Genomic DNA, 18,352 nt, shown 5'->3' on the forward strand with positions numbered 1-18,352 from the left:
ATATTCTGTGAGAATAAAAATCGGATGTTTCGAAAAATAAGCACCAGGGGATATTTTGCAATATGAAATTTGTAATTCAACGGGTAACAGAATGCTCGGTAACAGTTGACGGAAAAGTAATCGGGGCTATCGGAAAGGGTTTTCTGGTACTGATTGGCGCCGGAAGAGAGGACACCCGCGCAAACGCCGACGCGCTGGTCAAAAAAATGATTGGACTGCGCATTTTTGAGGATGCCAACGGAAAAACAAATCTTTCTCTGAAGGATGTGGACGGCAGCCTTTTGCTGGTATCGCAGTTTACGCTCTATGCAAACTGTAAAAAAGGAAACCGCCCCAGCTTTATTGAGGCGGGAGAACCAGAGATGGCTGAAGAGCTTTATAACTATGTCATTGAGGAATGCAGAAAGCAGGTGCCGGTTGTTGAAACCGGTTCCTTCGGCGCCGATATGAAGGTAGCGCTGGTGAATGACGGACCTTTCACCATTATTCTGGAAAATTGAAAATGTAGTAAAAACAGATTTGCGGGCTCCGATAACGAGCCCGCTTTTTTAAATACGATTTTTATTATATTATGTCCTCTGCGGATATATTGACAGAGAATGTTTTTATTAATTGTTTACATAATATTATTATGCAAACTTATGGTTCCCGCAGATGAACAGCAGAAGCAGCACTGCGCCTGCGCTGGTCATCCATCGCTGCATAATGCTTCTTTGTCGTATTTACATCCTTATGTCCGAGAACATCCGCCACCAGATAAATATCATTCGTTTCCTGGTACAGACTGGTTCCGTAGGTACTGCGAAGCTTGTGCGGCGTAATCTTTTTGGTGGTGGTAATCTGCCGGGCATATTTTTTTACGAGATTTTCGACCGCCTGCACGCCGATCCGTTTTCGCTGCGTGGAAAGAAACAGCGCGTTTTCGCTGCCGGCTACCGGCGTGATGCCGCAGCGTTCTTCCAGATAATCCCGCAGAGCTTTTTCGACCTCATCACCAAAATAGACGACCATTTCATTGCCGCCTTTGCGGACCACCTTTATGCCGTTGTTTTTGAAGTCAACGTCGCCGATATCCAGCCCGACGCACTCGGACACACGGATTCCTGTGCCAAGAAGAAGCGTGACAAGCGCGAGGTCCCGCCTTTTTGTTTTCTCCCAGTAAACTTTTTTCTGTCCGGACAGGGAATCGCCCGCATGTTCGATATAATCCAGCAGAGACGCCGTTTCGTCCGTATCCAGACGCACAATCGCCTTATCATGGATTTTAGGCATATCCACAAGCAGCGTCGGATTCGTTTTTATCATTTCCCGCTTAAAATAATAAGCATAAAACCCGCGCAAAGCGACCATTTTGCGTTTCAGGGCACGTTCGCCGTTTGTCTTCAGACCGTCCTCAGACTGATATACCTTTAAATATTCCAGATATTCCTCAATATCGACCGGTTTGATTTTATCCAGAATATCCAGCGTGATGTCCGTCATTTCTTTGCCGCGCAGCGATGGATTTTCCTCCAGCAAAAACTGAAAAAAAACGCGGATATCATATGCATAAGAAATTCTGGTGCGCGTCGATGTGGTCGGCTCAATAGCACGGAAATAATCCCTGGCAAATCCAGGCATGGTTTTTAATATTTCACGCATACGCAAAGTATTATCTACCTTTACCTGTTCGTGGTAAGTCAGTTGATTTTTATCCATATTTAATGATTCCTTTCAAAAATAAGCCTTTTTCGCATATATTCGCATATATCTATTGGAAAAACTGTGGTTTGTCGTATAGATATATGCATACCTATAAAATACCACATCCACTCTTTAGTTGTCAATCTGTTTTATTTTTTTCTGTCAAAACGGATTGACAACTAAAGAAATTATAGAGCATCGATTAAATCCGTATCTACTTTTTCACATCCGAGTAATACGGAATCGTCAGAACCTGTCCGTATTGCAGAGTTGCCCCCAGATGGTTAATTTCTTTTATCTCGCGAATATATTCGTTGATACTCCGGTATTCTTCCGTAATATGTTCCGTAGCGATGTCCCACAGCGTGTCACCGCGCTCCACACGGACCTCTGTATAATATTTATAGGTCTGCGGTCGCTCCGCCAGCGCACTGAAATTATGAAACAGGATGGATACGGAAAGCGAAAGAACCACCATCGCGCAGATGGATGCTATTCTTCTGTTTCTCTGAATCCGGCGTCTCTGAAGTATTCTCTCTTTTCTTGTTCTGCTCATAAGTATCTCCCTCACCTTTCCCCTTAAGTAAATCAGAACCTGTGTTCGATAGTTTGATTATATAATCAGAACAGATGTTTGTCAATATATTTTCGAACAAATTTTCGATATTTAGGATATAGGAAACACTGATAAAGTATGATAGAATGTGTAAAGGGGAAGGATATTGAAAGCGCAGACTACATATTATTTCTTTTCGTCCAGCAGCATTACCCCGTCTGCAGGATTATGGTCAATCGCACCTACAATACGGTGCGGAAGATAAGGTTCCTCCAGATAAGCAATATCCTCCTCAGTCAGTTTTACTGCAAGCCTATTTTTTTGCAAATGTTAATCTGCGTTGCTTGCGGCAACGGGCAGTTCAGCCTACAATAGAGGTAACAATTAAAAGAAAGGAGGCTATCCCCGATGCTCAGCGAAAACATTAAAGCAATCAGAAAATCAAAGGGGCTTTCACAGCAGGAACTTGCCGTCAGACTGAATGTCGTGCGTCAGACAGTTTCCAAGTGGGAGCAGGGACTATCAGTTCCCGATTCTGATGTGTTAATCTCCTTATCGGAAGTGCTTGAGACACCCGTAAGCACACTGCTGGGAGAAACCGTTATGGAAACAGAGGCGGATACTTTAAAAGCCATTTCAGAAAAACTGGAGGTGATAAATCTGCAGCTTGCACAGAGAAAAAGCACAAGAAGAAAAATTATTTACTGGTCACTTATTTCGTTATGTGCCATCCTGGTAATCGTTTTTGCAGTTTTACTGGAATTAGAAAGTCCTTATCTGGGATGGAATTACAGTGACCCCGAAACCGCTGTTCTCGGAGTGTTATTTCACTCGTTTGAATGGCTGTTTATCAGATTCGCACCGATTATCCTTGCCGGTGCAACCGCCGGAATTATCTTAACACGCAAAAGAGAATAATATCATTTTTAATTCAGGATACTACCTGGATTGATGTCTGCAAAGACTGAATCAAAAACGAATAGCAGACCCGGTAGAGCCAGCGGGCGACAGGAAGAACGGACTCTCATCTGTCGCCCACAGCCCCGAAGACATGGAGCGACGACACATTCAAAGCATTCAAAGCTTGCGCATATGGCGGGCGGGGAATGCCCTGTCGGCGCTGCGGGAAACATAAAATGTTGCCGCTCTTTTTTGTTGCTTTTTGTTTCTGTACCACTGCTCATTGCGACTGGCAGCTTACGTATTTTGCAGTTTTATAGATTGCTCATAATATTGAATCTTTTCATCTAAATTTTGTAAGTATCCGTTCCATTTCCGCTGCTGTTCTAAAACATAGCGCCTGTGCAGTCTGAGTATACTTATTCTCTCCGGCATTGTACTATCACCCATATAACGTAATTCCGAATATTGTTGTATATCTTTTAAAAGCATACCCGTTTCCTTCAGACGACGGATAAATTTAATCCATTCAACATCACTGTCAGCATAATCACGCCGACCATTTTTATCACGTATAACTTTTATCAATTTCATTTTTTCGTAATAGCGCAATGTACTTTCCGGCAAATTAGTTTTTTCAGAAATTTCTCCTATTGTCATTTTCATATCACCTCAAAAAAGTATTGACTTAAACTATGGTTTAAGTAGTATGCTCTAGATTATAAAATAAAAAGGAAGGAAAAACAATATGAGTAAAACACGTTTTGAACTGGGAACAGAAAAATTAATGGAGATAGACGGCGCTGGAGGAGAAAATGTTATTAATACTTTGGCAGGCATAGCACCGGACGTGGGAAAATACATAGTCGAATTTGCGTTCGGTGACATTTATTCACGAAAAGAGCTCAGCCTGCAGGAACGGGAAATGATAACAATAGCGTGCCTGTTAACGGCAGGCGGGTGTGAACCGCAGTTAGAAGTGCATATAAATGGCTCTCTTAATGTCGGGACAGTACCCGAAAAAATTATCGAAACCTTTATCCAGTGTATTCCCTATACCGGTTTTCCAAGAGTGCTGAATGCAATTTTTATCGCAAAGAAAGTATTTGCTGAAAGACATATTCATATTATGGATGAAACCAGATAGGGATAAAAATTATATGTATGGCAGGAGAACAGATTTTCTCCTGCCTTTGCCTGTATTCCGGCTGCAGGCAGACTGGTGTGCAGCATTTTGTTCACATCTCCTGCGTATAGACCTTTTTCCAAAAATCAATTAAAGCAATAACTTCTTTCTCGATTTCGTCTGGTACGATACGATTTGAACGATATTTTTTCAGCATATATCCATCTATAGCGTAAAATATTTCAGTATACATTGTTTTTATATCAATGTCTTTCCGAAATTTTGATGTGTCTATTTTCTCAAGCACGGTCATTTCACTTGCTCTGCTGATATCATTATAATTTTCCTGAACAGATTTTTGTATTTCCGGAATCGTTTCATAATATGCTCTCAGCGAAAAAGAATATAAATACGGATACTCACGCATAAGCGAACACTTCGACAATAAACTCCTTTTCAGCATTTCGAAAAAATCATCCGTTTCCAGCGTTTTGTATTCTCTGACGGCTTTCCTTGTTGTCTCAACAGCGTTCGTCCACAGGTACATATATAATTCTTTTTTGTTTCTAAAATAGTGAAAAAGCAGCGCTTTTGAAATACCGCCCTCGTCCGCGATTTCCGACATGGGTGCTTTTTTGTAGCAGTTTTCAGAAAACACTTTATAAGCAGCGTTTATGATGCGCCGCTGTTTTTCTGGTGGAAGTTTGAAAAACCTGTCATTCATACATATATATTCTCCCTATTGACCGTAACGGTTACTGTAAAGCATATTATATATCTGTTGACCGTTTTTGAGAAGAATGACGAAATACAATACATGGGCTCATAAAAGCTTTTTTTCCTTGCATTTTTGCTTATAAATCTCTTTCAAATCATCAATAGCCATTGTAACGTCAAGCGTATGAAAACCGGGCCAGCATTCACTCATTGTTTCGGCATCAGCAATTTTAAATATTTCATGACTATATTCTCCCGTGTAGTAATGCCAGTAGCGATACGTATATCCTGTCCAATACATTATTTCCAAAGAATAAGTTGCACCAGCCTTTTTAAGCCCGCAAACTTCATCATTTAGTTCCTCAAGAATATATTCTTCACCTGCCCATTGTAAGCGGTCATAGACGTCATCAAGAGCAGCAGCAGTTTTGCTGTTCATAAAAGATTCTATAAACGCCGGGCAATCCAGTCCGGTTGTCAGTGCAAGTTCAAATAATCTGCCCTGTATATCGCAGAGTTGACGCTTTTCCAGTGTAAGATTTTCCATTCTATTCACCCGCCTCTAATATTTCATCTCACCCGCCTCTAATATTTCATCAAAAAACCGACCCTCACGACGATATTTCCGACAAATTTCCTCTGCCATTGCAATGCCTTTTGAACGGTTGGCTTCACTTTCCTGTTTTAGTTTATCCCGGTCATTTTGGGTGAGTACCTGCTCATCAAGAATTTTTATTTTTCCACAGGCCTTTTCTGTTAAAGCTACATATTGCTTACCAGGCTTCAACGCCGAAAGGCTGTTGATTAGTGCCATATCCGTAATTTCTCCATTGAAAAAACGGTCCAGAACAACGAACATTCTATCGTTAGCAATATAGCCGATAACCATATCACAGTCTTTGGTTAAATTTGCAAAACGATGATAGATAGCTGAATGTCTTACGGATTCCATTTTGCCTCGATTGTATGCAATTAATAATGCCCAATCCAGCCCCACTTCTACATCAAGAATTTTAAGTTCAGATAAACTGACACTTAACGTGTATATTCTGGCATCAGGATAATTGCAAATTAAAGTAAGCGGCTGGGACCGGTCAGTTCCCATATAAAACCCTTTTCCAAAATCGCAGCGTTTCCGGCTTATAGGGGCAATATTACCACAAATTCCCGATTTGGAACCATGATAAAGAGTTACCGTTTCATCCGTTTTGATAATATGATTTCCTTCAAACTGAGAGAAATCAATTTTGTTAATTTCCTTTATAATCCGGGAGTTTTTCATGGTGACCTCCTTAAATCATGGTATAACATATGAAATACTGAAATTTTTCTTTTATGACACAGTTTTGTTCATATTCTTTGCAGGGACGGGCTTTAGGAAATACCAGTCTGCACAGGCTGCAAAAATGCCTTCTTTGCTTTTTCGATTCCCGGTCCCATGACCGCCATTGTGCGCTCATAAGAAGCCTGCGCTTCCTCGCGGATACCGGTGATGCCTGTCGTGCTCTCGATATTTGCCGCATCATCCAGCGGCAGAATATAGTATTTGGAGCCGCTCTCGTCGGAATAACGGTATACCCAGGTCGGCAGCAAGTCGACATCTGTCAGCGATACCTTTCCGCTGCTGTCCTGGTGCAGGTGCAGGGTAATCATCGCCCCGTCCTCCGTGTGCCCCGTGGGCATCTCATCCATCAGATAGGTGCGCTGATTGCTGAGAGCATTTCCCTCGGAATACGCCACAAACATCTTTTCCCCGCTCTGGGAGGTCAGCACGTCTACCGGCTGCTCGCAGTGCGGATGCCCGCCGATGATCGCATTGACGCCGAGATCACATAATTTCTGTGCAATCTCATCCTGGTACTGCGCTTCTTCAAGCTGATATTCCGTTCCCCAGTGCATATTCGCAATGATAAACTGCGCGCCCTCCGCCTTCATGGCGCGGATATTTTCTTCCATTTCCGCATAAAACGGTTCCAGATTATCGTAATCAAAGGAATTTAAAAGCGGCGCATCAGCCGTCTCCAGAATCATTCCGTTAATGCTTTTGTCGGGACCGCCCGTTACATTCGTCGTCTCATAGACATAATCGGTGAATCCCACCTTAATGCCGTCGATATCGGCTATGTAATAATGCTTTTCCTGTTCATTTTTGCGTATACCGGTATAAGCGATGCCCTTTTCTTCATAGACCTCCATTGTGCGCGTAAAGCCGTAGGACCACGCATCATAGATATGGTTTGTCGCAAGCATCTGCAGATCTACCCCGCTGTCACGGATATTTTCAATAATCACATCCGGCGATTTAAAATTGGGATAGCCGGAGTAGCCAAGCTCTTCCCCGCCGAGTGCTCCCTCAAATTCGCAGGTCATAAAATCCGGCGCGCTGTAATACGGGGTGATAAATCTGTAAACAGAGGAAAAATCATAGTTTCCCTCCGCATCCGGATAGGAATCGATAAACGGGGAATGCAGCAGCATACAGCCGGTGCTTCCGATGGTAATGTCCTTTTCCGCATAGAGCTGCTCCGTTTCCGTCGCAGGCTCCGCAGGGGCTTCTGTCTCCCGCAGCGCCGACAGAGCGTTTCCCGCCATATGCGCAAGCCTTGAGATTCCTGTGCCAAGCAGCAGAATTACCGCCGCCGCGCACACGAAAGCTCCTGCTCCCTTCAGTACCGTCTGCAGCAGCTCTTTTCTGCGGTACCGCTTAAACTCCTCCGCCGATAATGTTTTTCTCAGCTTTTCTCTTTTTCTTTTTGCCTTCTTTGCGCGCAGCCGGTATTCACAGTACAAATCCTCCAGCCAGTAGCCAAGGTCTGCAAATTTATCCGCGATTTTTCCCGCAATCTTTCCTGCCCGCTTTTTCCACGTTTGTTTCATAACTCATTTCATCTTTCCGGGGCGTTCCTGCGTGATGGCACCTGCGTCAGCGCGCATGTCCCTGTGTACTTTTTTTGTTATCCGGCAATTTCCAGCAATTCCCGGATATCGTGTATTTCATAGGTGATGTTCATTCCGGCAGGAGCCTGTTTTCTTTCCGGATTGTACCAGCAGGTGTCCAGACCGGCGTTGATGCCGCCCGTAATATCCGCTGTCAGAGAATCTCCGACCATCAGCGCGCGCTCCTTCTGAAATCCCGGAATCTGCGCAAATACATAGTCAAAATATTCCTTCTGCGGCTTTGGGAAGCCCACCTCCTCGGAAACAAAAATCCCCTTCACCAGCTTATCCAGGCCGCTGATGGCAAACCGGCTGTACTGTGTGGCGGCAACGCCGTTCGTCACAATATATAAATCGTGTGTTTCTTTAAGCTTTCTGCAGACCTCATCGGCGTGCGCTATCAGAAAGCCGCCCTTTCCCAGCTCTTCATGATATGTGCGGCGCACCGCATCCGGGTCCGCCGTAATGTCAAGCGCCCTGAAAAGACGCCGGAAACGCTCAACAAGCAGGGTGTCCTTGTCGAAAACACCCTGCTCAAATTCTTCCCAGCATTTTTTATTAATGCCAGAATAAAGCGCTAAAATTTCTTCGCTGAACGGAAGCTGATGACAACGCAGAGCGTTTTCCAGCCCCTGCGCTTCCGCTCTCTTAAAATCAAGAAGCGTCTCATCCGCATCCAGAAATAATGTCTGATATTTCATATATGCCTCGCAAAACCGCTGACCGTATCCGCCGGGTGCATTTTCCGTTTCCGGAATCCGCCGCCCGCCGGATGCGCGCTCCTGCTTAATGATGGAACAGGCGGATGCCGGTAAACGCCATTACCATTCCGTATTTATTGCAGCATTCAATCACCGCGTCGTCCCGCACGGAGCCGCCCGGCTGCGCAATGTATTTTACGCCGCTCTTGTGCGCGCGCTCAATATTGTCGCTGAACGGGAAGAATGCGTCAGAGCCGAGCGTCACGCCGTCCATCTGGTCGAGCCATGCCCGCTTCTCTTCTCTTGTGAACACCTCCGGCTTCGTCTTAAACACCTTCTGCCATGCGCCGTCTGCCAGCACGTCCATGTATTCCTCGCCGATATAAACATCGATGGCGTTATCGCGGTCCGCGCGGCGGATGCCGTCGATAAATGGAAGATTCATCACCTTCGGGCACTGGCGCAGCAGCCAGTTGTCCGCCTTCTGTCCGGCAAGTCTTGTGCAGTGTACGCGGGACTGCTGTCCTGCTCCGATACCGATCGCCTGTCCGTCCTTTACGAAGCAGACGGAATTGGACTGCGTATATTTCAGCGTAATGAGTGCGATTTTCATATCGCGCGCCGCATCTTCGGGGAGTTCTTTATTTTCTGTGACGATATTGGAGAGCAGCGCGTCGTTGATCGGCAGCTCCTGTCGTCCCTGCTCGAAGGTCACACCGAATACCTGCTTGTGCTCAATCGGCGCCGGCACATAATTTTCGTCAATCTGGATGACATTGTAATTGCCGTTCTTTTTCGTTTTCAGAATCTCCAGCGCCTCCTCCGTATAGCCCGGAGCGATTACGCCGTCGGAGACCTCGCGCTTGATCAGCATGGCGGTGTCTCTGTCACAGGTATCGGAAAGAGCAATAAAATCGCCGAAGGACGACATTCTGTCTGCCCCGCGCGCCCGCGCATAGGCACATGCCAGCGGAGACAGTTCGCCGCAGTCGTCCACCCAGTAAATTTTTGCCAGCGTCTCCGTGAGCGGAAGCCCGATTGCCGCGCCCGCCGGGGAAACATGCTTAAAGGAAGTCGCCGCCGGAAGCCCGGTCGCCTTTTTCAGCTCACGCACAAGCTGCCAGCCGTTCAGCGCATCCAGAAAATTGATATAGCCCGGCTTTCCGCAGAGCACCGTAACAGGAAGTTCTCCCTCCTCCATATAAATGCGGGACGGCTTCTGATTCGGGTTACAACCATATTTTAACTGCAGTTCTTTCATACTCTTACATCCTCGCTTTCTATTATCTGACGGGGCAAAATGCCGCGCTCTGCCTGCGCAGAAAATACCGACAATTATGCCCCTGTAAATTTAGTGGTTTTTATTTACGATTTTTGTCTCATATTTTCCGGTAGCAATGTCAATAAAACGCACGAAAAGAGACACCTTGTTATCTTCATTCAGGCTGCTCCAGAGCATGTCCGTAAATTCCGCTATATCATCGGGAATCGTCACCGGCTTCGGCTCTCCGGAAAAGCTCGGAAGCGGATTGCCGTCGCACTGATAGGTGTGGATAAAATGCCCCTCGCCCGCCTTTGGATTTTCAAAGGCAAAGGTGAATCGCTGGCAGCTTTCCGGGTCTCCCTGGTTGCTTTTCAGAATAGACATCGCATAGTTGTATTTTCCATCCTCTATATGCATGATTCCGGAAATACGCGGTGTGTAATTCGGCGCGTCCGGTTCAAACTCGCGGCTGCGCAGGGACTGCTCAAATGTAAGCTGATGGTCCATCCCCTCATAAATCGTATCGGTCTGGTCGCCGTTTGTCACGATTGTCTTGTTGCCGAGCACGCGGACCGGCGCATAGATGATGAGGCTTGGGTCGGTGAGCTTCGCCGGGTCGAACGCCTGCGTGCGGATGCCCTCTCCGTCCTCCACAAACACCCGGTTGCGGCTGTTTTCACTTCTGCCCATAATGAAATAGGCTGCCACAGCCTTTGTGCCATCCGCGGATTTTCCGATTACAATACCTCTTCCGGGATAAGCGTTGCTTTTCAGTTCCTGTTCCAGTGATAATCTGCTCATAATCTGCTCCTTTCTGATATATAAAAACCGCCTGAGGACCTGCTTCGTCAACAGCGGTCGCCCAGGCGGTCGGCATCAGGATAACGTTGTACTCCCCGCAGGTAATCCTGCTTTTTCCGCCAGTCGTACAACTGCTTTCTTGATTATAACGTATTTTTCCGGAATACTCAACTGATTTTTAAAAATGTTATGATGCCAGGGTCAAAAGGTCTGAGCCCACATGAGCCAGCTCTATAGTGGGTGTAAGACCTTGGGACCCGCCCCGATATGAGCATAAAAGTGGGATGTATATCCCACGATATGCGAATAGCGGATAGGATTGTGGGAGTGCGAAGCACGTAACAATCCGTAGGCATCATATCACGTAGTTATCTCCCATTTCCTGCTGCCACTGTGCCAGATCCTCCAGGGTGTATTTGTCCACGACGCCGCGGATTGCTTCGTCCAGCTCCCGCCAGAGGCGCAGCGTGACGCACTGCTCCTGCCGCGGGCAGAGATTCGGTTCATCCTCCAGACACGCCACCGGGGCAAGGCTGCCTTCCGTCAGCCGTAGAATCATGCCTACTGTATAATCCTTCGGCTGTCTGGCAAGACGGTATCCGCCCTGCGGCCCGCGGATGCTCTTTAAATAGCCTGCTTTTGAAAGAATTGTGACGATCTGTTCCATGTATTTTACAGATATTTCCTGTCTTTTCGCAATGTCCTTTACCCGGACCGGTTCGCTTCCGCCCATCACGGCAATGTCCAGCATGATGCGGAGCGCGTATCTTCCTTTAGTCGAAATCTTCATAGCCATCTCCTTTTCCCACTTAACCAATATAAATATAGTACAATAAGAGCCGGATTTTGTCAAACTGTATCTTTTCCGAACAAAGTTTCTGAACTTTTGTTTGCATTTTGAAAAAAAATATTATATACTATAAAAAACAGCATCAGAATGCTTTGTGTTGAGAACGAAGGACGGAGGTTCCCTTTATGGCATACGGAAAAATTACGAAAAAACAATCAGAAATTCTGGAATACATAAAAAGTGAAATTTTAAACAGAGGCTTCCCGCCGGCAGTGCGGGAGATATGCGAGGCGGTCAACTTAAAATCCACCTCCTCCGTGCACTCCCATCTGGAGACGCTGGAGAAAAACGGCTATATCCGCCGCGACCCGACCAAGCCCCGCGCTATCGAGATTATTGACGATAATTTCAATCTCGTGCGCCGCGAGGTGGTAAACGTGCCGATTGTCGGACGCGTTGCGGCAGGCGAGCCCATCCTCGCCGTGGAAAACATCGAGAGCTATTTCCCGATTCCGGCTGAATTTATGCCGAACGCACAGACCTTTATGCTCACCGTGCAGGGAGAAAGCATGATAAACGCCGGTATTTTTGACGGCGACCAGATTCTTGTGCAGGAGCAGTCCGTCGCAAACAACGGCGATATGGTTGTGGCGCTCGTGGAAGATTCCGCCACCGTAAAAACCTTTTACAAAGAAGACGGTTACTACCGTCTGCAGCCGGAAAATGACAATATGGACCCCATCATTGTGCGCGGAGAGCTTCAGATACTCGGCAAGGTCATCGGTGTATTCCGCTTTCTCTCCTGAGCAGAAGCGTACCCTCACAAAACAGATACCCCGGAATGCTTTTTTTTCAAAAGCCCTCCGGGGATATTTTTTGCGCGACAGTTTAATCTTCCTCGATATGGTCAAGCCCCTGTGCGATAATCGTCCGCACATGGTCGTCGGCAAGGGAATAGAATATCGATTTTCCCTCGCGGCGGCTTTTCACCAGCTTGTTCTGCTTCAGAATCCGGAGCTGATGCGAAATAGCGGACTGCGTCATATTCAGGGCTCTGGCAAGGTCGCACACGCAGACCTCCGCCTCAAATAACACGAACAAAATCCTTATGCGCGTGGAATCGCCGAAAACTTTGTAAAGCTCCGCAAGATTGTAAAGCAGCTCCTCCGGCGGCATTTTCTCATTGACAATCTTCAGCAGCTCCTCATGTACCTCGACTGTCTCGCAGCATTCCATTTCCATATTCTTTTCCGTCATTTTCCATCCCCTTCCCTGTTATCCCTGCACAGACGGCTTAGTTACAGATTCTTCACATACAGCGTGCGGATGGCGTTCAGCACCGCCAGAACCATAACGCCTACGTCTGCGAAAATGGCAATCCACATATTTGCAATACCGAGCGCGCCCAGTACCAGGCAAATCAGCTTTACGCCGATCGCAAAGTAAATATTTTCGTATACAATCCGCAGGCACTTTCTGGAAATGCGGATTGCTTTCGCGATTTTCAGCGGGTCATCGTCCATCAGAACAACATCCGCCGCCTCGATCGCAGCGTCCGAGCCGAGTGCGCCCATCGCAATACCGATGTCCGCTCTTGAGAGCACCGGCGCATCATTGATACCGTCTCCGACAAACGCCAGAGAGGTTTTCGGCTTCTTTTCCTTCAGAAGCTTTTCTACCATAGAAACCTTGTCACCCGGCAGCAGCTCGCTGTATACCTCGCTGATACCAAGCTCCGCAGCCACCTGGTCCGCCACCTTTTTCGAATCGCCCGTCAGCATGACGGTTTTTGACACGCCCGCCTGCTTCAGCGCCTGGATGGCTTCCTTTGCATGAGGCTTGATGATATCCGAGATTACAATGTGTCCGGCGTATTCCCCGTCAATCGCCAGATGGACAATCGTGCCGACGCTATGACAGTCGTGGTAATTGACACCGATACGCTTCATCAGCTTGCTGTTTCCGGCGGCTACCGTTCTGCCGTCCACCTTTGCAATCACGCCGTTTCCGCTGATTTCCTGCACATCGGATACACGGCTCTGGTCAATATGCTTTCCGTAAGCCTTCTGCAGACTTTTGCTGATTGGATGCGTGGAGCGGCATTCTGCCAGCGCCGCGTATTCCAGCAGCGCGCTCTGCTCCATCGTATTATGATGAATGCCAGCCACCTCAAAGACGCCCTGCGTCATCGTTCCGGTCTTGTCAAACACAACGCAGTCTGTCTTGGAGAGCGTCTCCAGATAATTGGAGCCCTTCACAAGAACACCTGCATTGCTCGCGCCGCCGATTCCGGCAAAGAAACTGAGCGGAATACTGATAACCAGCGCGCACGGACAACTGATAACCAGGAAGGTCAGCGCACGCATAATCCACTCTGTCCACTCCGGGGACAGCCCCAGAAAGAGCATCCGCACAAGCGGCGGCAGAATCGCAAGCGCCACAGCGCTGTAGCACACCGCCGGCGTGTAGTAGCGGGCAAATTTCGTGATAAAGTTTTCCGAGCGCGATTTTCTGGAACTGGAATTTTCCACCAGTTCGAGAATCTTCGAGACAGTGGATTCTCCAAATTCCTTTGTCGTGCGAATCTTAATCAGACCGCTCATATTGATGCAGCCGCTGATGATTTCATCGCCCGCGGATGCCTCGCGCGGAAGGCTTTCACCTGTCAGCGCGCTGGTATTGAGCGTCGTGCTTCCCTCCAGGATAACGCCGTCTATCGGCACCTTTTCTCCCGGCTGTACCACAATGACATCGCCGATTGCGACCTCATCCGGGTCCACCTTTTCCAGACTGCCGTCAGCCTGCTCCACATTGGCGTAATCCGGACGGATATCCATCAGCTCGCTGATATTCCGGCGGCTTTTTCCGACAGCGTAGCTCTGGAACAGCTCGCCGATCTGATAAAACAGCATAACGGCAACGCCTTCCACATACTCTCCCAGTATGATTGCGCCGATCGTAGCCACCGCCATCAGGAAGTTTTCATCGAAAACCTGTTTGTTTTTAATGCCCTTCAGCGCCTTCTTCAGAATATCACCGCCGATGATCAGATACGGTATCATATAAAGCGCCAGCCGCAGATAACCCTCCACCGGAAGCAGACTGAGTATTACCATCAAAAGCGCTGAAACAATAATCCGCAGCAATACCTTTTTCTGTTTTTTGGTCAATGAAATCACGCTCCCATTCTCTATCTATATATCCCGTAAAAACTACGGACTTTCTTCCACTTTTATGCTCATGCGGGTACCGCTCTGTACCCTGGCATCAGAAATAAATCTCGCAGTCGTCCTCTACCTTTTTGCAGTTCTTCAGAACCTCCTGCATAACTGTTTTCGGCTCCTGCCCCTCTTCAAATTCCACAATCATCTTCAGAGTCATGAAATTTACGGTGGCATTCTTTACACCCGCCGTGTTCTTTGCAGCCTCCTCCATCTTGTTTGCGCAGTTTGCACAGTCAACCTCAATCTTGTACGTTTTCTTCATGATACGTTCCATCCCTTCGTTCTTATTTTATCATATGAACATTTATTCATATGTTTGATTTGATTATAGCATGGTTCCGGGAAATGTCAACAAAAAAATAACGTTTTACAGAAAAATCTGCAAAACGTTATTCTGGTTTCCATAACATTTTTATGACAACTCATCTGCTGTGATGAATTTGCCGTCTCTCCAGATGCGCTCCAGATCATAGAACAGCCGGTTTTCTGCGTCAAATACATGCACAATAATATCGCCGTAATCCAGCAGTATCCAGTTTGCGCTCTGGTACCCCTCCACCTGGCGGCTGTGATACCCTGCTTTGCCAAGCGTCTCTTCCACGTTATCTACCAGCGCCTGCACCTGGTTTTTGTTCATGCCGCTCGCGATAACAAAATAATCCGCCAGCACAGACACCTCTGTGATGTCGATAATTTTCACGTCCTCCGCTTTTTTATCCTCCAGCGCGGCAACCGCAAGCTTCACCATCGTTTTCGATTTTGTCAGGTCCATGACCTCCCTCCTTTCTTTCTGTTTAATCCAGTACCTGCTTTTTATAATATTCATACGCTCTCATCGTCATGCTGTCAACATTTTTTGGAGAATTTCTCAGATATGCCAGCGTGTCCGACAGAATCTTAAAAAGCGCAAGGTCGATATCCTTAAAAGCCAGCTTACGCACATCGGCGAGGTCGGGCGCCTTGGTGCGCATCGGCTCGATGTAATCCGCGATAAAAATAATCTTGTCGAGCTGGCTCATCGCCGGTTTCCCAGTCGTATGACACTCTATCGCCTCCAGAATTTCCGTATCTTCGATGCCGTATTTCGTCTGCGCGATATACGCGCCCACCTTCGCATGCAGCAGGAACGGGCTTTTCTGCTCCGCCTCCGTCATCGGAATCCCGTTTTTCTGACAGATTTTCACCTTCTTGGCGTCCGGCATACATTTCGCACAGTCGTGCAGCAGTCCGGCGACCTGCGCCTTTTCAATATCCTCTCCGTAGCGCATGGCGAGCGCCGCCGCCGTGTACATCACGCCCTCCGTATGCTCAAAGCGTCCGGCATCGAGATATTTTTTCAGCGTTTTTTTCATCTTTGGAATATTATACATTGCCATCTGCTCCCTGCTGATAGAGTTTCGTATCATGAATATAACGGAGAACCGCGTCCGGCACATAGTAGCGCGCCGATTTTCCCTCTGCGATCCACTCGCGCAGCATCTGCGAAGATATATCGAGGTTGGGCGTGGAAAGCACCCTTATCTTCGCGCCGTAGAGCTTTTCCAGACGCTCTGCTGTCAGCTCCAGCTCCGTTTCGTTTACGTGGTCGCGGGTAGCCACCACCAGCGTGGCAAGCTGTGCAATACGCTCCGGATTCTTCCAGTTCTCAAAACTGAACAGGGAATCCGCTCCCATGATAAAGTAGTATTCGGTATCCGGATGCTCCGCGCAGAGCCGCTCCAGCGTCTCCCGCGTATAGGTATATCCTTCCTCATGCGCCTCGGCAAGCGAAAGTGTGAAATGCGGATTTCCGGCGATCGCCAGACGCACCATTTCAATGCGCTCCAAAAGTGCGGCTCTTCCGCGCCGGTCCGGCTTATGCGGGGGATTTCCTGACGGCATAAACAATACATTCTCAAGCTGAAACTGTTCGTATGCACGCTCTCCGAGAATCAGATGCCCGACATGAACCGGGTCGAACGTGCCTCCCATGATGCCCACTCTTCGCTTCTCCATATAGTCCTCCTGTTACTTCGGCAGTACGATTTTCTTCTTCTCGTCCTTGCCCTCTTTGTATAAAACAATCTTCTTTCCGATCACCTGCACGACCTGGGAGCGTGTCCGCTCCGCCATCATCTGTGCGATTTCCTTCGGGTCATCCGTGCAGTTCTGAAGAACGCTGACCTTAATCAGCTCCCTGGCATCCAGCGCCTCCTGGATCGCCTTTGTATTTTCCGGCGTAAGGCTGCTCTTTCCGATCTGAAAGATCGGCTCCATTGTCATCGCCAGGCTTTTTAAATATGCTCTCTGCTTACTTGTCATAGCTGCTCCTTATTTGTAATAATCAAAGGCAAGACCGTACATCCGGACGGTATCGCCCTCCTCGATGCCCGCTTCCTCCAGCGCGTCCAGAATGCCGGTATCCTTTAAAAACTTCTGGAAAAAGAGAAAGCCCTTCTCGGATTCCAGATTGGTGTAGCCGAGCATTTTTTCGATGCGCGGTCCCTCCACCAGAAAGGTATGCTCCTCTTCTGTCGATTTTTCCACGGTAAACGGCAGATTCTCATCCAGAAACATCTCCTCCGGGAAAAACTCCTGTCCGAAGGTAATCGTCTCCTGCGGAAGCTCATCCAGAAGCGTGCGCACGTAGTAAAGCAGCTCCTTTAATCCCTGTCCGCTGACGGCGGAAATGGGAAATACCTTTATCCCCTGCGGTTCAAATTCATCCCTCAGACGCTTTACCGGGTCTTCTCCTTCTGTGTAAATGGCATCCACCTTGTTGGCGGCAATCACCTGCGGACGTCCGGCGAGCTCCGCATTGTAGGCGCGCAGCTCATGATTGATTTTATAAACGTCGTCTACAGGGTCGCGTCCTTCCGTGGAGGCGGCGTCGACCAGATGAATCATCACACGCGTCCGCTCGATATGGCGCAGAAATTCGTGTCCGAGCCCCGCACCCTCCGAGGCGCCCTCGATCAGTCCCGGAATATCGGCAATCACGAAGCCCTTTCCCTCCAGGTCGACCACGCCGAGATTGGGGGAGAGCGTCGTAAAATGATAGTTTGCTATCTTCGGTCTGGCGTTCGTCACCCGCGACAGCAGCGTCGATTTTCCGACATTCGGAAACCCTATCAGCCCGACATCCGCGATTACCTTCAGCTCCAGCGTGACCTCCAGCTCCCGCGCCGGTTTGCCCGGCTGCGCGTACTTCGGTACCTGCATGGTCGGCGTGGCGAAATTCATATTGCCAAGTCCGCCTTTGCCGCCCTTTAAAATAACCTGGCGCAGATTGTCCCCGGACATATCGGCAATCACCTTTCCGCTTTCCGCTTCTTTGATTACGGTGCCCTCCGGCACCTTCAGTATGATATCCTTTCCGTTTGCTCCGTGCTGGCGCCGCTTGTTGCCGTTCTCTCCCGGCTCCGCGGAAAATTTTCTCCGGTAACGGTAGTCGCCCAGGGTCGTCATGCCCTTATCTACCTCAAAAATCACGTCGCCGCCCTTGCCGCCGTCGCCGCCGTCCGGACCGCCCGCCGCGACGTACAGCTCCCGGCGGAAGCTTACGTGCCCGTCGCCGCCCTTGCCGGAGCATATGATAATTTTTGCTCTGTCTGCAAACATAGTAACCTCACTCTTCTGATAATCCGGACAGATAAACTTGTCTGTTTTCTTCC

At 48.1% G+C, this 18,352-nt stretch carries 24 protein-coding genes, 1 pseudogene and 1 riboswitch; of the genes and pseudogenes, 4 read left to right on the top strand and 21 right to left on the bottom strand.

What is annotated here, in order from left to right:
* Positions 1 to 62: 62 nt before the first annotated feature.
* The gene (gene dtd / locus NQ534_RS19680; protein WP_006861040.1) at positions 63 to 500 is read left to right on the top strand and encodes a D-aminoacyl-tRNA deacylase; all 438 of its coding nucleotides are present in this window, start codon (positions 63 to 65) and stop codon (positions 498 to 500) included.
* Between the two features lie 139 nt (positions 501 to 639).
* Here the strand turns inward: dtd and NQ534_RS19685 are convergent, their stop codons facing one another.
* From NQ534_RS19685 to NQ534_RS19695, 3 genes are all read right to left on the bottom strand, one after another.
* Complete coding sequence (locus NQ534_RS19685) at positions 640 to 1,698, bottom strand: tyrosine-type recombinase/integrase (RefSeq protein WP_006861039.1); 1,059 nt, start codon at positions 1,696 to 1,698, stop codon at positions 640 to 642.
* A gap of 199 nt (positions 1,699 to 1,897) precedes the next feature.
* A complete protein-coding gene (locus NQ534_RS19690; RefSeq protein ID WP_050778286.1) occupies positions 1,898 to 2,239 on the bottom strand; it encodes a LysM peptidoglycan-binding domain-containing protein in 342 nt (113 codons plus the stop codon).
* Between the two features lie 186 nt (positions 2,240 to 2,425).
* A complete protein-coding gene (locus NQ534_RS19695; protein WP_242655326.1) occupies positions 2,426 to 2,566 on the bottom strand; it encodes a hypothetical protein in 141 nt (46 codons plus the stop codon).
* Positions 2,567 to 2,647: 81 nt separating this feature from the next.
* Between NQ534_RS19695 and NQ534_RS19700 the strand changes: the two genes are divergently transcribed.
* Positions 2,648 to 3,157 carry a helix-turn-helix domain-containing protein gene (locus tag NQ534_RS19700; RefSeq protein ID WP_006861035.1) on the top strand — a complete coding sequence of 170 codons (510 nt, stop codon included), beginning with the start codon at positions 2,648 to 2,650 and terminating at the stop codon, positions 3,155 to 3,157.
* Positions 3,158 to 3,436: 279 nt separating this feature from the next.
* Here the strand turns inward: NQ534_RS19700 and NQ534_RS19705 are convergent, their stop codons facing one another.
* On the bottom strand, positions 3,437 to 3,799 hold the full coding sequence (locus NQ534_RS19705) for a MerR family transcriptional regulator (RefSeq protein WP_040782537.1): 363 nt from the start codon (positions 3,797 to 3,799) through the stop codon (positions 3,437 to 3,439).
* 88 nt (positions 3,800 to 3,887) lie between these two features.
* Between NQ534_RS19705 and NQ534_RS19710 the strand changes: the two genes are divergently transcribed.
* The gene (locus tag NQ534_RS19710) at positions 3,888 to 4,286 is read left to right on the top strand and encodes a carboxymuconolactone decarboxylase family protein (protein WP_006861032.1); all 399 of its coding nucleotides are present in this window, start codon (positions 3,888 to 3,890) and stop codon (positions 4,284 to 4,286) included.
* 91 nt (positions 4,287 to 4,377) lie between these two features.
* Here the strand turns inward: NQ534_RS19710 and NQ534_RS19715 are convergent, their stop codons facing one another.
* The 9 genes and pseudogenes from NQ534_RS19715 to NQ534_RS19750 all read right to left on the bottom strand — a co-directional run bounded on the left by NQ534_RS19715 (position 4,378) and on the right by NQ534_RS19750 (position 11,475).
* Positions 4,378 to 4,812: a TetR/AcrR family transcriptional regulator gene (locus NQ534_RS19715; RefSeq protein ID WP_242655328.1), complete on the bottom strand. Its 435-nt coding sequence runs from the start codon at positions 4,810 to 4,812 to the stop codon at positions 4,378 to 4,380.
* 60 nt (positions 4,813 to 4,872) lie between these two features.
* A pseudogene (locus tag NQ534_RS21790) lies at positions 4,873 to 4,989 on the bottom strand (TetR/AcrR family transcriptional regulator); the annotation flags it as partial.
* Between the two features lie 99 nt (positions 4,990 to 5,088).
* Positions 5,089 to 5,529, bottom strand: coding sequence for a hypothetical protein (locus NQ534_RS19720; RefSeq protein WP_006861029.1), 441 nt, complete (start codon positions 5,527 to 5,529; stop codon positions 5,089 to 5,091).
* Between the two features lie 15 nt (positions 5,530 to 5,544).
* Positions 5,545 to 6,264, bottom strand: a complete 720-nt coding sequence (locus tag NQ534_RS19725; RefSeq protein ID WP_006861028.1) for a DUF3990 domain-containing protein — start codon at positions 6,262 to 6,264, stop codon at positions 5,545 to 5,547.
* Positions 6,265 to 6,356: 92 nt separating this feature from the next.
* Positions 6,357 to 7,859 carry a CapA family protein gene (locus NQ534_RS19730; protein ID WP_006861027.1) on the bottom strand — a complete coding sequence of 501 codons (1,503 nt, stop codon included), beginning with the start codon at positions 7,857 to 7,859 and terminating at the stop codon, positions 6,357 to 6,359.
* Positions 7,860 to 7,936: 77 nt separating this feature from the next.
* Entirely contained in the window at positions 7,937 to 8,620 is a 684-nt protein-coding gene (locus tag NQ534_RS19735; RefSeq protein ID WP_006861026.1) for a YjjG family noncanonical pyrimidine nucleotidase, read from the bottom strand.
* Positions 8,621 to 8,705: 85 nt separating this feature from the next.
* Positions 8,706 to 9,881 carry a phosphoribosylaminoimidazolecarboxamide formyltransferase gene (locus tag NQ534_RS19740; RefSeq protein ID WP_006861025.1) on the bottom strand — a complete coding sequence of 392 codons (1,176 nt, stop codon included), beginning with the start codon at positions 9,879 to 9,881 and terminating at the stop codon, positions 8,706 to 8,708.
* A gap of 90 nt (positions 9,882 to 9,971) precedes the next feature.
* On the bottom strand, positions 9,972 to 10,685 hold the full coding sequence (locus NQ534_RS19745; RefSeq protein ID WP_040782533.1) for an IMP cyclohydrolase: 714 nt from the start codon (positions 10,683 to 10,685) through the stop codon (positions 9,972 to 9,974).
* A 52-nt stretch (positions 10,686 to 10,737) separates the two neighbouring features.
* Positions 10,738 to 10,822, bottom strand: a riboswitch (ZMP/ZTP riboswitch).
* A gap of 218 nt (positions 10,823 to 11,040) precedes the next feature.
* The gene (locus NQ534_RS19750) at positions 11,041 to 11,475 is read right to left on the bottom strand and encodes an RrF2 family transcriptional regulator (RefSeq protein WP_040782428.1); all 435 of its coding nucleotides are present in this window, start codon (positions 11,473 to 11,475) and stop codon (positions 11,041 to 11,043) included.
* Positions 11,476 to 11,660: 185 nt separating this feature from the next.
* On the opposite strand from NQ534_RS19750, the gene lexA reads away from it, so the two are divergent.
* On the top strand, positions 11,661 to 12,281 hold the full coding sequence (lexA, locus tag NQ534_RS19755) for a transcriptional repressor LexA (protein ID WP_006861022.1): 621 nt from the start codon (positions 11,661 to 11,663) through the stop codon (positions 12,279 to 12,281).
* A gap of 82 nt (positions 12,282 to 12,363) precedes the next feature.
* Here the strand turns inward: lexA and NQ534_RS19760 are convergent, their stop codons facing one another.
* From NQ534_RS19760 to obgE, 8 genes are all read right to left on the bottom strand, one after another.
* Positions 12,364 to 12,732: an ArsR/SmtB family transcription factor gene (locus tag NQ534_RS19760; protein WP_006861020.1), complete on the bottom strand. Its 369-nt coding sequence runs from the start codon at positions 12,730 to 12,732 to the stop codon at positions 12,364 to 12,366.
* Between the two features lie 41 nt (positions 12,733 to 12,773).
* Positions 12,774 to 14,645, bottom strand: coding sequence for a heavy metal translocating P-type ATPase (locus tag NQ534_RS19765; protein ID WP_040782426.1), 1,872 nt, complete (start codon positions 14,643 to 14,645; stop codon positions 12,774 to 12,776).
* Between the two features lie 97 nt (positions 14,646 to 14,742).
* Entirely contained in the window at positions 14,743 to 14,961 is a 219-nt protein-coding gene (locus NQ534_RS19770; protein WP_040782423.1) for a cation transporter, read from the bottom strand.
* A 150-nt stretch (positions 14,962 to 15,111) separates the two neighbouring features.
* The gene (rsfS, locus tag NQ534_RS19775; RefSeq protein WP_330371603.1) at positions 15,112 to 15,471 is read right to left on the bottom strand and encodes a ribosome silencing factor; all 360 of its coding nucleotides are present in this window, start codon (positions 15,469 to 15,471) and stop codon (positions 15,112 to 15,114) included.
* A 22-nt stretch (positions 15,472 to 15,493) separates the two neighbouring features.
* On the bottom strand, positions 15,494 to 16,075 hold the full coding sequence (yqeK, locus tag NQ534_RS19780) for a bis(5'-nucleosyl)-tetraphosphatase (symmetrical) YqeK (RefSeq protein ID WP_006861016.1): 582 nt from the start codon (positions 16,073 to 16,075) through the stop codon (positions 15,494 to 15,496).
* Positions 16,062 to 16,694: a nicotinate-nucleotide adenylyltransferase gene (gene nadD, locus NQ534_RS19785; RefSeq protein ID WP_006861015.1), complete on the bottom strand. Its 633-nt coding sequence runs from the start codon at positions 16,692 to 16,694 to the stop codon at positions 16,062 to 16,064. The genes yqeK and nadD overlap by 14 nt, the downstream gene beginning before the upstream one ends.
* A gap of 12 nt (positions 16,695 to 16,706) precedes the next feature.
* Entirely contained in the window at positions 16,707 to 17,000 is a 294-nt protein-coding gene (gene yhbY, locus NQ534_RS19790) for a ribosome assembly RNA-binding protein YhbY (RefSeq protein WP_006861014.1), read from the bottom strand.
* 9 nt (positions 17,001 to 17,009) lie between these two features.
* Positions 17,010 to 18,299, bottom strand: coding sequence for a GTPase ObgE (obgE, locus tag NQ534_RS19795; RefSeq protein WP_074679833.1), 1,290 nt, complete (start codon positions 18,297 to 18,299; stop codon positions 17,010 to 17,012).
* Positions 18,300 to 18,352: the final 53 nt, after the last annotated feature.

This window comes from Marvinbryantia formatexigens DSM 14469 (assembly GCF_025148285.1).
GTDB lineage: Bacteria > Bacillota > Clostridia > Lachnospirales > Lachnospiraceae > Marvinbryantia > Marvinbryantia formatexigens.

Bases quoted from the DNA above. Each gene is read 5' to 3' on its own strand.
- NQ534_RS19760 (WP_006861020.1), bottom strand. From the start codon at position 12,732: ATGACGGAAAAGAATATGGAAATGGAATGCTGCGAGACAGTCGAGGTA.
- NQ534_RS19770 (WP_040782423.1), bottom strand. From the start codon at position 14,961: ATGAAGAAAACGTACAAGATTGAGGTTGACTGTGCAAACTGCGCAAAC.
- lexA (WP_006861022.1), top strand. From the start codon at position 11,661: ATGGCATACGGAAAAATTACGAAAAAACAATCAGAAATTCTGGAATAC.
- NQ534_RS19720 (WP_006861029.1), bottom strand. From the start codon at position 5,529: ATGGAAAATCTTACACTGGAAAAGCGTCAACTCTGCGATATACAGGGC.
- yqeK (WP_006861016.1), bottom strand. From the start codon at position 16,075: ATGGCAATGTATAATATTCCAAAGATGAAAAAAACGCTGAAAAAATAT.
- NQ534_RS19710 (WP_006861032.1), top strand. From the start codon at position 3,888: ATGAGTAAAACACGTTTTGAACTGGGAACAGAAAAATTAATGGAGATA.
- NQ534_RS19700 (WP_006861035.1), top strand. From the start codon at position 2,648: ATGCTCAGCGAAAACATTAAAGCAATCAGAAAATCAAAGGGGCTTTCA.
- rsfS (WP_330371603.1), bottom strand. From the start codon at position 15,471: ATGGACCTGACAAAATCGAAAACGATGGTGAAGCTTGCGGTTGCCGCG.
- NQ534_RS19750 (WP_040782428.1), bottom strand. From the start codon at position 11,475: ATGAAGATTTCGACTAAAGGAAGATACGCGCTCCGCATCATGCTGGAC.
- NQ534_RS19735 (WP_006861026.1), bottom strand. From the start codon at position 8,620: ATGAAATATCAGACATTATTTCTGGATGCGGATGAGACGCTTCTTGAT.
- dtd (WP_006861040.1), top strand. From the start codon at position 63: ATGAAATTTGTAATTCAACGGGTAACAGAATGCTCGGTAACAGTTGAC.
- NQ534_RS19715 (WP_242655328.1), bottom strand. From the start codon at position 4,812: ATGTACCTGTGGACGAACGCTGTTGAGACAACAAGGAAAGCCGTCAGA.
- NQ534_RS19745 (WP_040782533.1), bottom strand. From the start codon at position 10,685: ATGAGCAGATTATCACTGGAACAGGAACTGAAAAGCAACGCTTATCCC.
- NQ534_RS19685 (WP_006861039.1), bottom strand. From the start codon at position 1,698: ATGGATAAAAATCAACTGACTTACCACGAACAGGTAAAGGTAGATAAT.
- NQ534_RS19690 (WP_050778286.1), bottom strand. From the start codon at position 2,239: ATGAGCAGAACAAGAAAAGAGAGAATACTTCAGAGACGCCGGATTCAG.
- yhbY (WP_006861014.1), bottom strand. From the start codon at position 17,000: ATGACAAGTAAGCAGAGAGCATATTTAAAAAGCCTGGCGATGACAATG.
- NQ534_RS19730 (WP_006861027.1), bottom strand. From the start codon at position 7,859: ATGAAACAAACGTGGAAAAAGCGGGCAGGAAAGATTGCGGGAAAAATC.
- NQ534_RS19725 (WP_006861028.1), bottom strand. From the start codon at position 6,264: ATGAAAAACTCCCGGATTATAAAGGAAATTAACAAAATTGATTTCTCT.
- obgE (WP_074679833.1), bottom strand. From the start codon at position 18,299: ATGTTTGCAGACAGAGCAAAAATTATCATATGCTCCGGCAAGGGCGGC.
- NQ534_RS19740 (WP_006861025.1), bottom strand. From the start codon at position 9,881: ATGAAAGAACTGCAGTTAAAATATGGTTGTAACCCGAATCAGAAGCCG.
- nadD (WP_006861015.1), bottom strand. From the start codon at position 16,694: ATGGAGAAGCGAAGAGTGGGCATCATGGGAGGCACGTTCGACCCGGTT.
- NQ534_RS19705 (WP_040782537.1), bottom strand. From the start codon at position 3,799: ATGACAATAGGAGAAATTTCTGAAAAAACTAATTTGCCGGAAAGTACA.